Raw genomic sequence first — 12,236 nt, forward strand, 5'->3', positions numbered from 1 at the left:
ATGTTAGTGCTGCTCCCACGGCAGCCACGCCCGGAGTGCGAAAAGGCGCTCGTCGGTCGGGCCGGCGCTGACGTTCCCGCCCAGTAGCGACACCCGTTCGCTCACCCCGGTCAGTCCGGTGCCCGAGCCTGGCGATGGTTCGGGCGCGGTCGACGGCAGTGGGTTCACCACCTCGATCGAGAGACCGACACCGGGTTCACCACGGACAGTCACGTCGGCGGGCACACCCGGTGCGTGCCGCAGCACGTTGGTCAGTGCTTCCTGGACGATCCGGTACACCGTGGTGCCCAGTTGCACCGGCGCGGCCGCCGCTTGGTCGAGCATGATCGTGGCGCTCGCCGCCAGACCGGACTGCCGGGCACCGGCGATCAGCTCCGGCAGGTCGGCGAGTGTCGGTTGTGGACGTTCGGGTGCCTGCGGCCCGGCCTCCCGTTCGCCGAACCCCTGTCCGTCACGCAGCACGCCGATCACCTGCCGCAGGTCCTCAAGGGACTGACGGGCGGTGGTGCGGACCGTGCGCGCCACTTCGGTGGAGTTTTCGGCGTCCGCGCTGACCTCCAACGCGCCGGCTTGCAGTGACAGCAGGGAAAGCCGGTGTCCCAGCACGTCGTGCATTTCGCGCGCGATGCGCGTGCGCTCGGCCCGGCGCGTCATTTCCGCGCGCAGTTCCTGTTCCTGCGCCTCGCGGCGAGCGAGATCACCGCGGACTCCGCGCACGATGCCCACGGTGAGCGCGATCGCGGTCATGAACGCGGCCAGCACGAGAACGCCGATGATCTGCCCGAGACTGTGCCGCGTGCCCACGATCGCGCCGGCGATCGACACTTCCTCGTGCCGGTTGGCGTCCCTGGCCAGCGCCAGCGCGGTCGCCGAGTACACCGAACCGGCACCGGCCCACAGCCAGAGGTCGCGACGGCTGGCGGCCAGCGCGGCGAGCGCGATCAGCGCGGCGAGTGCGTCCGCGCCGAGCAGAAGTGACGGCACCAGTGCGATCCCGGTGACCACCAGCGGCCACTGGTGGCGCCAGCACAGCATGACGGCCGCCGCGATCGCGGTCAGGAAGCTCAGCGTCGACCAGGTATTCGGCACGAAGGTGTCGGCATCGGGCAGGTAACCGGTCGACGCGAAAACGAAGATGCTGCTGATCACGCTCGCGGTCACCGCGAGCACGGTGATCAGCACGCCAAGTACACGCCGGGCCATGAAACTCAGCGTACGCAGGGAAAGCGCGGCCGCTCATCAGCGAAAGGGCTTACTCGAAGCGGGGAAGTGACGACTTTTGTCGTAACGCGGCTAGGCTCTTGGGCGACGCGGTGGAGTCCGTTCGGGTGATTGCATTCTGTTCGCCAGTTCATTCGAAAGGAACATCCCCGTGACCCAGCAGACCCCCTACCCGCCCGCCATGCCCTACCAGGGACCGCCGCAGCCGCAGCAGCAGCCGCCCCGCAACGGCATCGGCATCACCGGTTTCGTGCTCGGCCTGGTGGGGCTGATCTTCTCGCCGATCCCGTTCATCGGCGTGATCGCCTGGCCGCTGGTGATCCTCGGCCTGGTCTTCTCGATCCTCGGTGTGGTGCGGGTCAACAAGGGCGTTGCCACCAACAAGGTGCTGTCCATTGTGGGCATCGTGGCCTCGGTACTCGGCCTCGGCGTGTGCATCGCCTGGATCTTCATCTTCAACTCGGCGGTCAACGAGGTGCAGGACGAGTACAACCGCACCGCCGCGGTGACCTACGACGTGACCGGTACCGGGTCCAATGTGGAGGTCACCTATGGTGAGGCGCTGAACCCGCAGAGCGAGACGGTTTCCACGCTGCCGTGGACCAAGCAGACCGAGAACAAGGGCATCATCAAGGGCGGCATGCTCACCGTGATGGCGGACGAGAACGGTGGCGACATCACCTGCAAGATCACCGTCGACGGTGCCGTGGTCGCGGAGAACACCGCTTCCGGCCCGTTCGCGGTGGCTGTCTGCACCGGCGCCTGATTCGCTGTTTTCCCTTTGTCAAAGGGCGTTGCTCGCACCCCTCGCGCGAGCAGCGCCCTTTTTCAATGCTCGGCTTCGACTGCTTCGCGTTCCGCCTGCGCGGCGTCGTAGGCGGACCGCGCGGCGGCGATTTCCGGCTGGTGCTCCTCGGTCCAGTCGACCAGTGCCTGGATCGTGGTGTGCAGGGTCGCGCCGAGCGGGGTGAGCGCGTAGTCCACCCGCGGCGGCACCACCGGGTGCACGGTCCGCCGCACCAGGCCGTCGCGTTCCAGGTGACGCAGGGTGGTGGTGAGCATGCGCTGCGAGATTCCGTCGATCTCGTGGCGCAGCTCGGTGAAGCGCAGGGTTTGCCGGTCCAGCAGTGAGATCACCAGCAGTGACCACTTGTCGGCGATCCGGTCGAGGATCTGCCGCACCTCGCAGTCCTCCCGCACGTGCCACTGCATGACGCCGTAGTCGTCCTCGGTGCGGCAGGAGTAACTCGGTGAGTTGAAAGTGCCTTCTTCCACGGTTGTCGATGTTGCCGCAGGATGCCAATGGTTACAAGAAGGAACTGGCAGGCTGTGGAGTAACCGACTCCAGGCTGTCCGATCGGTCGAAGGAGCCGATTCGTGTCCACACCGCAGATTTCGCCGCCACCGCGGCTGAGCGGACGCGCCTGGGGCGTGCTCTTTGTCCTGTGCGGGTCGATCTTCCTGGAGGGGATCGACATCGCCATGCTGAACGTCGCGCTCCCGTCCATCCGCGCCGATCTCGGCCTGTCCACCGCGATGCTGAGCGGTGTGGTGAGCGCGTACGTGCTCGGTTACGCCGGGTTCATGCTGCTCGGCGGCCGGGCCGCGGACCTGTTCGGCCGTCGCCGGATGTTCATCGCCTGGCTGGTGGTCTTCCTGCTCTTCTCCGGTCTCGGCGGGCTCGCCACCGAGGGCTGGATGCTGCTGCTCGCGCGGTTCGTCACCGGCGTCGCCGCGGCCTTCATGACGCCGGCCGGACTGTCCATCATCACCACCAGCTTCGCCGAGGGACCGCAGCGCAACCGCGCGCTGCTCGTCTACGCCGGGACGGCGGCGGCCGGCTTCTCGCTCGGCCTGGTCGTCGGCGGCCTGCTCACCGCGCTGGGCTGGCGATGGGTGTTCTTCGCGCCGGTGATCATCGCGGCGATCCTGCTGGCCGCCGCGTTCCCGCTGATCAAGAAGGACACCGAACGGCTGGAGCGGCAGCGCACCGATTTCGCGGGCGCGATCGCGGTGACCGGCTCGATGCTGCTGCTGGTCTACGGTGTCGTCCGGCTGGAACACCCCGGAAAGGACTGGGGCTGGACGGTCGCCGCGTTCACCGGTGGTTTCGCGTTGCTGGCGGCGTTCGTGGTGATCGAGAAGCGCTCGGCGGCGCCACTGGTCCGCCTCGGCATCTTCCGTTCGGCACCACTGCTGCGGACGAACCTCTCGGCCGCGCTGTTCGCCGGTTCGTTCTTCGGCTTCCAGTTCCTGGTCACGCTCTACCTGCAGGAACTGCGCGGCTGGTCCACCCTCGAAACGGGCTTGGCCATGCTGGCGATCGGGATCGACGCGGTGCTGGCGCCGCTGGCGACGCCCTGGCTGGTCCAGCGGTTCGGCAACGTGCGGGCCATCTTCATCGGACTCGTGCTGGCGGCGGTGGGATATGCGTTGTTCCTGCCGGTCGGCATGGACTGGACCTATGCGGCGATGTTCCCGACGATGCTGCTGCTCGGGGTCGCGTTCTCGCTGACCTACGGCCCGTTCACCATCGCCGCCACCGAGAAGGTCGCGGCGGCGGAGCAGGGACTGGCCAGCGGGTTGTTCAACACGGCCTTCCAGTTCGGTGCGGCGCTGGGACTTTCGGTGGTCACCGCGGTGAACGTCGCCTTCCTCGACGATGCCTCGCCGCTCGACGCGTTCCACGCCGCGCTGGTGGTGCCGCTGGTCGCGGCCGTGCTGGCAGCGGTGGTGATCGCGCCCGGCATGCGCAACCGCGTGCCGGAGCCCGTGCCCGTGCTGGCGGCGACGCGGTGAGTCAGCAGCCGATCCGGCTGGTGCCGAGGGCGATGTCGTCGTACCAGAACGTGTCGGCGTCGTTGCCGTAGCCCTCCCAGCCGAGCCGCAGGTCGGTGACCGAGGGGTTCCAGGCGCGGTTGAGCCACTGCTGGTCGATGTCCGGGGTCGGCGTGCCGTCGACGACCAGGCCGGGGACCTCGGTTCCGTTCAGCCAGGTGCGCAGGGTGCCGTGGTCGAGCTGGAATTCGAAGCAGGACCAGGTGTTCACCGGGAGTGGTGCGCTCTGCGCCACTCCCGCCGGGCTCTGCGCGGGCAGCGTCGCGTCGTCGGACTCGCGATTCCATTGCAGGACTTGGTTCTGACCGCCGGCGCGCAGGTCGCGGTTGTTGTCGGCGGTGTCGCGCATGGCCATGAAGGTGACGTGCGCCTGGGGGAGCGGTGTGCTGTGGCGGAGGTGGAAGCGGCCGTAGAGCACGCTGCCGGTGGTCACGTCGGTGAGCGTGGTGCCGAGGAAGATGTGGTTGCAGTAGTTGCCGCCGCCGTTGACTTTCGCGGACCTGGTGCCGGTGTGGGCGATCGTCGGATCGATGGTGACCGTGCCGGTGCCGGTGCAGTTCGGCGCGCCGACCGTCCAGCGCCCGCCGGGCGTGGTCATCGACTCGAAGTCCTCGCACACGGTGGCCGCGCACGCGGCGGCTCGCACCGGCGCGGCGCTCACCGGCCCGGTGCTCACCGCGGCGGCCGCCGCCAGGCAGATGGTGAGGATCCCAGCGAGCTTCCGCATGTGGTCATCCCTTCATTGGGAGCGCTCCCAGACGAGCGAAGCACGACGGGTGGTGAGTTGTAAAGGGTGCGGCCGGAGTAACGACGTCCACCGATAGAACGACCGTTATGGCACTGGGAGTGGAGGAGGGGAAAAGATGTCGGTTGGCAAGCGGCGGCACAAAGATCACGCACGGGACGATTTCCGTGGTGAGTTCGAACGAGATCGCGACCGGGTGCTGTATTCGTCCGCCTTCCGCCGGCTCGCCGGGGTGACGCAGGTGGCCGCGGTGAGCGAGCAACGGGTGCTGCACAACCGGCTGACGCACAGTTTGAAGGTCGGTCAGCTGGCCCGCCGGATCGCGCAATCGCTGAAGCACGAATCGGAGGAGAAAGCGGCGCGGTGCGGGGTGGACGCCGACGTGGCGGAAACGGCCGGGCTCGCCCACGACATCGGGCATCCGCCGTTCGGGCACATCGCCGAAGGAGTGCTGGACAAGCGGTTGAAAAGGTTCGAGGGGATCGAAGGCTTCGAGGGAAACGCCCAGTCGTTCCGGATCGTGACCAAGTTGGCCACTCGCCGGACCAAGCACGAAGGGCTGAACCTGACCAAGGAAAGCCTGGACGCGATACTGAAGTACCCGCGCACCAAGGCGGACGAACCGGTGAAGAAGCCGCACTGGAACGACCGCGGCCGCGGGGAGAAGTGGGGCGTCTACCGCAGCGAACTCGAGGACTTCCGCTTCGCCCGGCAAGGTGACCGGCGGCATCTGCGGTGTGCGAACGCCACCATCATGGACTGGGCGGACGACATCACGTATGCGACCCATGACATCGAGGACTACTTCCGCGCCGGACTGATTCCGCTCCACGATTTGTGGCGGGACTCCGATGAACTCGTCGCGCACGGGGTCAAACGACTGGATGATGGGCGCGGCTTCAAACCCGCGCGGTTCGAAGAGGCGCTCGAGAAGGTGCTGCACGTATTCAACGGATGGGGGCGCGGTCGACTTTGGGACACCAGGAAGAATCGCGCATGGCTGAACGAGGTCACCTCGCGGAACCTGACCGAGCTGGTGTCCGCCGCGCGGATCGTCGGTAGGTCACCGCGGGTGAAGATCGACACGAGTGCGCAATACCTGGTCGAGGCGTTGAAGGAGTTGACCTTTTTCTACGTGATCGACCGGCCGCCGCTGGCGATGGCGCAGGAGGGGCAGAAGAAGATCATCGGAGATCTCTTCGACCAGCTCTGCGAATGCCTGCGCCAGGCACCGGACAGTCCGAAGATCCCGGTGACCCTGCGCGAGGACTACGCGATGCTCGAGAAAACCTACTCCGGCAACGAGTCGTCGCGGCGGGCGCGGGCGGTGGTGGATTACATCTGCCTCCTCACCGACGGGCAGGCGGTTGATCTGGGTGAGCGGCTCAGCGGCGCCGCCCGTACCTCGATGTTCGGGGCCTGGTTCTAGGGGTGCCACCGGCGGGACTTGGGTAGTGGCGGCGCGTATGAGCCGATCCGGCTGGTGCGTAAGGACAAAGCCGCGCACGTCTCGGCCAGGCGGACGGCCGCGGCCACGCCGTCGACCACCGGGACGCCGAGTTCCGCGCTGATCCGGCGGTCCATGCCGGTCATCCCGGCGCACCCGAGCACCACCACCTCCGCGCCACGGTCGCGCACGCGGCGGGCGGCGGTGATCAGGGCCGAGGCGGTGCGCTGCGAATCGCCCAGTTCGAGGACGCCGAGGCCGGTGCCCGCCACGCCGACGCAGTTCGGGAGCACGCCCGCGGTGTGCAGGCTGTCCTCGATCATCCCGGCCGTTCTGTCCAAAGTGGTCACCACGCCATACCTCCTGCCCAGCAGGCAGGCCAGGTGCGCAGCGGCTTCGGTGATGTCGACGACCGGGATGCTCAACAGCTCCCGCGCGCCTTCGCGGCCGTGTTCACCGAAACCCGCCAGTACCACGGCATCGAACGAACTCTCGTCGATGCCGCGCAGCAGGTCCAGTACCGCGGCGGCGCTCAGATAACTGTCCAGCCAGCCTTCCGCCGACTCCGGACCCCACGTCGGCGTCATCGCCACGATCTCGGTGCCGGGGCTCGCGGCCGCGCGCGCCCCGGCTTCGATCTCCTTCGTCATGCTTTCCGTCGTGTTGCAGTTCGTCACCAGGATGCGCATGTCACGCCCGCGAAGACGAGGCCAGCACCCGGTACAGCAGCGCCGCCGCCGCGGTGCCGATGAACCACGAATACGGCGCCGCCGGGGCGAAGAACGGGACCAGCGCGATCACCGCGCTCAACGCCGCCGTCGGCACAAAAACCCACAGCGCCACCGGGTTCACCCCCTTGCGGTAGTGGTACGGGGACTCCGGCGAACCGTCGAACAGCTTCGCCACGTCCACCGAGCCGCGCTTGATCAGGTAATAGTCGACGATCATGATGCCGAACAACGGCCCGAGAAAGGCGCCGAGCCCGCCGAGGAAGTAGTTCACCACGGCCGGCGACGAGTACAGCTTCCACGGCAGCACACACAGCGCGGCCACCGCGCTGATCATGCCGCCCACCTTGAAGCTGATCCGCTTCGGCCACATGTTCGCCAGGTCGTACGCGGGCGAGACGAAGTTCGCCACGATGTTCACGCCCATGGTGGCGATCGCGAAGGTCAGCGCGCCGATCACCAGCACCGCGGTGTTGTCCACCCGCGCCAGCAGCTCGGCCGGATCGGTGATCGCCTCGCCGAAGACCTCCAGGCTGCCCGCGGTGACGATCACCGAGAGCAGGGCGAACGCCGTCGAGTTGATCGGTAGTCCCCAGAAGTTCCCGCGCCGCACCGTTTTCTGGTCCGGGGTGAACCGCGAGAAGTCGCAGAAGTTCAGCATCAACGTGCCGTAGATGGCCAGGATCAGCCCCACCGCGCCGAACCACTGGCGGAACTGCTCCCCTGTGGACAGATCGACCGGGCTGTCGGTGAGCGAGATGTTCCAGTCGGCGGCGAACAGGATCCACCCCGCCAGCGCGATCATCACCACCCAGATGGCCGGCCCGCACCAGTCCTGGAACTTGCGCACCGACTCCATGCCGCGGGTCAGCACCAGCGCCTGCGCCAGCCACAGCGCGATGAAGCAGGCCCAGCCCAGCGCGTGCAGGCCGAGAAAGCCCACCCGCGTCCACGACTCCATCGCCGGATCGATCGCCAGCACCAGCACGGTGATCGCCACCGAGGCCAGATAGGTCTGGATGCCGTACCAGAAGATCGCGATCACCGCGCGGATCAACGCGGGCAGGTTGGCGCCGAAGGTGCCGAAGCTGATCCTGGCCACCACCGGGAACGGCACGCCGGTGCGCTGCCCGATCCGGCCCATCAGGTTCATGCCGACGTAGATGATCACAAAACCGAACAGCAGCGCGGTGAACACCTGCCAGGCCGACAGGCCGAGCACGAACAACCCGGCGGCGAAGGTGTAGTTGCCGAGGTTGTGCACGTCCGACATCCACAGCGCGAAGATGTCGTAGACCTTCCACTTCCGCTCGCGGGCGGGGGCTAGGTCCTCGTTGTACAGGCGGGGGTCCTGCCGGAGGTCCGGCGTGGGGGTGCCGACAGCGGTCACAGTGCCTCCCGGTCTTCCCGGATGGGCGTTTGGTATCCCAAACTTTGGTATCCCAAATGTGACGCACGACAAGCCGGGCGTCAATGGGCTCCGCGATAAACTCCGGTAACGGCTGGTTACGGCCGTGTTGACCGGGGCGGGGGAGCGAGTGGACACCGACACGGCGCGGCAGCCGCTGGCCGCGGTGCGCCGGCGCGTGCGCGACGAGCTGCGCGAGCGCATCCTCAACGGCAGGCTGAAGCCGGGGGACCGGCTGGTCGAGCGCGACCTCGCCGAGGACCTCGGGGTGTCGCGGGTGCCGGTGCGCGAGGCGATCCGCAGCCTGGAGGCGGACGGCTTCGTGGTGGTGCAGTCGCCGCGCCGGGTGGTCGTCCGCCAACTGTCCAAAGTGGACGTCGAAGAGTTGTTCGACGTGCGCGAGGCGCTGGAGTCGATGGCCGCCGCGCGGGCCGCCGAGCGCGCGGACAAGGCCGGGTTGCGTGAGCTGAAAAGGCTGCTGGAGCAGGCGGGCCGGGCCACCGCGGCGAACAAGTCCGCCCGCATCGCCGAGCTGAACAGCCGGTTCCACGAGGAGATCATCACGCTGGCGGGCAACAGCCTGCTCTCCACCGTGATGCAGCCGCTCGCCGACCGGCTGCACTGGCTGACCAGTCAGAACGAGCACTGGTCCGATCTGTTCGCCGAGCACCGCGAGCTGTACGAGGCGATCGCGTCGGGTGATCCGGAGCGGGCCAGGACCTGCGCGCTGGAGCACGTCCGGACGAACCGCGCGGTCACCCTCGAACAGCTTTTCCCCGAGGACTAGAGCCGTCGCGGGCCGGGGCCGAGTGCGGCCAGCTTGTCCTCCGGGTTCATCAGCTGGCACTGCTCGAACGACAGGCAGCCGCAGCCGATGCACTCGGTGAACCGGTCGCGCATCCGCTCCATCTTCTCGATGCGGCTGTTCAGCTCCCTGCGCCAGCACTCCGACGCCCGCTCCCAGAACTCCTTGGTGGGCGGGGAATCCGCGGGCAGGAAGTCGAGCACCTCGCGGATCACCGCCAGCGGGATGCCGACGCTCTGCGAAGCGCGGACGAACGCCACGCGCCGCAGCATGTGCCTGCCGTAGCGCCGCTGGTTCCCGCTGGTGCGCCTGCTCCGGATGAGCCCCTCGCGTTCGTAGAAGCGCAGCGCCGACGCGGGCACGCCGCACCGCTCGACCATCTCGCCGATGGTCAGTTCCTGGGCAACGGCCATACGGCCAGCGTAGCTCAACTAATGTTCAGATCGACCGCACCGCGAGGTCCCCTGGTGACCGGCACGCAGCGGTCGGCCGAGCCGTTCGACGCGGCCAGCACACGTTCGAGGATGCCGAGCGAGGTCTCCAGCTCGGAGATCTGCCCGCGGATCCGCTGCTTGGCCACTTCGAGGTCCTTCGCCAGCCCCGGTCCGGGCACGATGTACTCCGCCGTGCCGTCCACGCACGGCAGCAGCTGCGCGATCTTGCTGCTGCACAGCCCCGCCGAGTAGAACAGCTGGATCTGCACCACCTTGGCGACGTCGCTCTCCTGGAAGCAGCGGTACCCGTTGGCGTCGCGGCCGGGCTTGAGCAGCTGCTCTTCCTCGTAGTAGCGCAGGGCCCGCACACTGACCCCGGTGCGCCGGGACAGGTCACCGATCCTCATGGGGAGAGATTAGCTTGACCCTCACGCCAATGTGAGGGTTTAGCTTCGCCGCATGCAGACCGAAAGCCCTTTGTTGCGCCCCTACCGGAACGGCGCGCTCGCCCTGCCGAACCGCGTCGCGATGGCCCCGATGACCCGCGGCCGCGCCGACGACACCACCGGCGTCCCGCACCCGCTGACCAGCCTGTACTACGCCCAGCGCGCCTCCGCCGGGCTGATCGTGACCGAGGGGATCTGGCCGTCCCTGACCGGCAAGAGCACCCCCGGCGTGCCCGGGATCGCGACCGCCGAGCAGGTCGATCGCTGGCGTGAGGTGACCACCGCGGTGCACGCGGCGGGCGGGCGAGTCTTCGCCCAGCTGTGGCACGCCGGGCGGGTGAGCCACCCGTCCCTGATCGGTGAGCAGACCGTGGCGCCCTCGGCGGTGCGGGCCGAGGGCCGGGTCTACGTCAAGGACGGCTGGACCGAGACGACCACACCGCGGGCGCTGACCACCGAGGACCTGGCGCGGATCGTCGAGGAGTTCGTCACCGCCGCGCGCAACGCGATCGACGCCGGTTTCGACGGCGTCGAACTCCACGGTGCGAACGGCTACCTGCTGCACGAGTTCCTCGCCGACAACACCAATCTCCGCACCGACCGCTACGGCGAGCGCATCCGGTTCCCGCTGGAGGTCACCGAGGCCGTGGTCGCCGCGATCGGCGCCGACCGGGTCGGCTACCGGATCTCCCCGGGCAATCCGGAGAACGACCTGGTCGAGGCGGACTGGCCGACCGTGTACGGGGACCTGCTGGACGAGTTCAACCGGCTCGGCCTGGCCTACCTGCACGTGGTGGCCACCGACGAGGCGGTGTTCCCGGTGGTGCGGCCGCGCTGGCACGGGCCGCTGCTCGGCAACCTGCACCTGGGCCCGCCGTCCACCAGGGAGGACGCGGAACGGCTGGTCGAGGCCGGGCTGGTGGACGTGGCCACCTTCGGCAGGCTGTTCATCGGCAATCCGGACCTACCGGCCCGGTTCGCCACCGGCGCGCCACTGGTGGAGGTCGACAAGCACCAGCACTACGGCTCCGCGCTGGACGGCTACGTCGACTTCCCGGCCGTCACGACGACGCGCTTGCCTTCTCCGGTTCCGGCTTGACGCCGTTGCCGTTCCCGTTCGACGACGGCTTCTCCTCTTCCTTCTTCGCCTTGTCGGCGGTCTCGGAAGCGGGAGGGGTGTCCTTGGCCGCGTCGGCGGGAGCGGTGATCGACTCGTCCGCCTCGTCCTCGATCGGGTCGAGGGCATCGGCGTTGCGGCTGAGCACCTCGTCGGCGGCACGCAGCCGGGCGAGCGCCTGCTGCTGCAGCTCGGAGAGCTTGTTCACCTTGGTGGTCGCGTCGTTCGTCCGGCGCTCCGCGTCGCGGGTGGCCTCGTCGATCAGGCGCTTCGCCTCGGCGGTGGCCTCGTCGACCCGGCGCTTGGCCTCCGCGGTCGCCTCGGACAGCCGTCGCTCGGCCTGCTGCTTGCTCGCCGTGCGCTGGTCGGCGACGTGCTTCTCCAGCGCCGCGTGGTCGGCGGCGTGCTTGGCGTCGAACTCCATCTCCAGCGAGCGCCGCTTGCGCTCGGCCTCGATGTCGAGCCGCTCGCGGTGGCGGGTGGCGTCCACGGTCAGGCGCTGCACCTCGGCGCGGGTGGCGTCCAGCGCGGCGCGCTGCTCGCGCTGGATGGCGTCGGCCTGCTTGTCCACCTCGGCCAGCAGCTTCGTGTAGCGCTCGCGCAGCTTGTCCGCGGCCTCGGTGGTCGCCGTCCAGTGGCTTTCGGCGGCCACCTTCGCGCGCTGGGTGATCTCCTCGGCGCGCATCTGGGCGAGCTTGACCGTGCGCTGCATCCGCTCGTCGAGGTCCTCGAGCCGCTCCGGTGGCTTCTTCAGCTCCTCGACCCGCGCGTGCAGGTTGCTGATCTCCCGCCGGGCGTTCTCCAGTTCCCTGGACAGCGTGCTGGCCTGCGCCATGGCCGAATCGCGATCGGCCATGATCCGGCGCACCTGAGCCTCGACGTGATCCAGGTACTGCAGCACCTGGCTGCGATCGAACCCGTGCCACGCCTGTCCGTATTCACGACGGAGGGGGAGGAATCCGGGTTCGCGTTCGGAGGACCGTCCAGCACTTCCAGCCATGGCCTCGACGTTACCCGCGCCCGGGATCGCGCCCGCGTTCGACCTGC

The 12,236-nt window shown here is 68.4% G+C and carries 13 protein-coding genes; 5 read left to right on the top strand and 8 right to left on the bottom strand.

The features are described 5' to 3' along the window. Window positions 1–3: 3 nt before the first annotated feature. Window positions 4–1,203 carry a sensor histidine kinase gene (locus tag YIM_RS04910; protein ID WP_153029191.1) on the bottom strand — a complete coding sequence of 400 codons (1,200 nt, stop codon included), beginning with the start codon at window positions 1,201–1,203 and terminating at the stop codon, window positions 4–6. 169 nt (window positions 1,204–1,372) lie between these two features. Between YIM_RS04910 and YIM_RS04915 the strand changes: the two genes are divergently transcribed. Continuing rightward, complete coding sequence (locus tag YIM_RS04915) at window positions 1,373–1,987, top strand: MmpS family transport accessory protein (protein ID WP_228004563.1); 615 nt, start codon at window positions 1,373–1,375, stop codon at window positions 1,985–1,987. 62 nt (window positions 1,988–2,049) lie between these two features. Here YIM_RS04915 and YIM_RS04920 read toward each other — a convergent pair whose 3' ends face one another. Further along, complete coding sequence (locus YIM_RS04920) at window positions 2,050–2,496, bottom strand: helix-turn-helix domain-containing protein (RefSeq protein WP_194240045.1); 447 nt, start codon at window positions 2,494–2,496, stop codon at window positions 2,050–2,052. Between the two features lie 102 nt (window positions 2,497–2,598). Here YIM_RS04920 and YIM_RS04925 point away from each other — a divergent pair, with 102 nt between their 5' ends. After that, a complete protein-coding gene (locus tag YIM_RS04925; protein WP_228004564.1) occupies window positions 2,599–4,020 on the top strand; it encodes an MFS transporter in 1,422 nt (473 codons plus the stop codon). Window position 4,021: 1 nt separating this feature from the next. Here the strand turns inward: YIM_RS04925 and YIM_RS04930 are convergent, their stop codons facing one another. After that, the gene (locus YIM_RS04930; RefSeq protein ID WP_228004565.1) at window positions 4,022–4,786 is read right to left on the bottom strand and encodes a hypothetical protein; all 765 of its coding nucleotides are present in this window, start codon (window positions 4,784–4,786) and stop codon (window positions 4,022–4,024) included. A gap of 136 nt (window positions 4,787–4,922) precedes the next feature. Between YIM_RS04930 and YIM_RS04935 the strand changes: the two genes are divergently transcribed. Then, a complete protein-coding gene (locus tag YIM_RS04935; RefSeq protein WP_153029192.1) occupies window positions 4,923–6,233 on the top strand; it encodes a deoxyguanosinetriphosphate triphosphohydrolase family protein in 1,311 nt (436 codons plus the stop codon). Here YIM_RS04935 and YIM_RS04940 read toward each other — a convergent pair. Together YIM_RS04940 and YIM_RS04945 are read right to left on the bottom strand one after the other, a co-directional pair. Continuing rightward, a complete protein-coding gene (locus tag YIM_RS04940; RefSeq protein WP_153029193.1) occupies window positions 6,230–6,940 on the bottom strand; it encodes an aspartate/glutamate racemase family protein in 711 nt (236 codons plus the stop codon). The two genes, YIM_RS04935 and YIM_RS04940, sit on opposite strands and share 4 nt — an antisense overlap. A 1-nt stretch (window position 6,941) precedes the next feature. After that, complete coding sequence (locus YIM_RS04945; protein WP_153029194.1) at window positions 6,942–8,369, bottom strand: NCS1 family nucleobase:cation symporter-1; 1,428 nt, start codon at window positions 8,367–8,369, stop codon at window positions 6,942–6,944. 148 nt (window positions 8,370–8,517) lie between these two features. Here YIM_RS04945 and YIM_RS04950 point away from each other — a divergent pair, with 148 nt between their 5' ends. Beyond that, window positions 8,518–9,174: a GntR family transcriptional regulator gene (locus tag YIM_RS04950; protein ID WP_153029195.1), complete on the top strand. Its 657-nt coding sequence runs from the start codon at window positions 8,518–8,520 to the stop codon at window positions 9,172–9,174. On the opposite strand, the gene soxR is transcribed toward YIM_RS04950, so the two are convergent. Both soxR and YIM_RS04960 read right to left on the bottom strand, forming a co-directional pair. Then, entirely contained in the window at window positions 9,171–9,605 is a 435-nt protein-coding gene (gene soxR / locus YIM_RS04955) for a redox-sensitive transcriptional activator SoxR (protein ID WP_153029196.1), read from the bottom strand. The two genes, YIM_RS04950 and soxR, sit on opposite strands and share 4 nt — an antisense overlap. Window positions 9,606–9,619: 14 nt before the next feature. Further along, complete coding sequence (locus tag YIM_RS04960; protein WP_153029197.1) at window positions 9,620–10,033, bottom strand: MerR family transcriptional regulator; 414 nt, start codon at window positions 10,031–10,033, stop codon at window positions 9,620–9,622. Window positions 10,034–10,085: 52 nt separating this feature from the next. Here YIM_RS04960 and YIM_RS04965 point away from each other — a divergent pair, with 52 nt between their 5' ends. Continuing rightward, the gene (locus tag YIM_RS04965) at window positions 10,086–11,171 is read left to right on the top strand and encodes an alkene reductase (protein ID WP_153029198.1); all 1,086 of its coding nucleotides are present in this window, start codon (window positions 10,086–10,088) and stop codon (window positions 11,169–11,171) included. On the opposite strand, the gene YIM_RS04970 is transcribed toward YIM_RS04965, so the two are convergent. After that, the gene (locus tag YIM_RS04970; RefSeq protein ID WP_153029199.1) at window positions 11,134–12,189 is read right to left on the bottom strand and encodes a cell division protein DivIVA; all 1,056 of its coding nucleotides are present in this window, start codon (window positions 12,187–12,189) and stop codon (window positions 11,134–11,136) included. The two genes, YIM_RS04965 and YIM_RS04970, sit on opposite strands and share 38 nt — an antisense overlap. Between the last annotated feature and the right edge of the window lie 47 nt (window positions 12,190–12,236).

The organism is Amycolatopsis sp. YIM 10, from assembly GCF_009429145.1.
Classification (GTDB): Bacteria; Actinomycetota; Actinomycetes; order Mycobacteriales; family Pseudonocardiaceae; genus Amycolatopsis.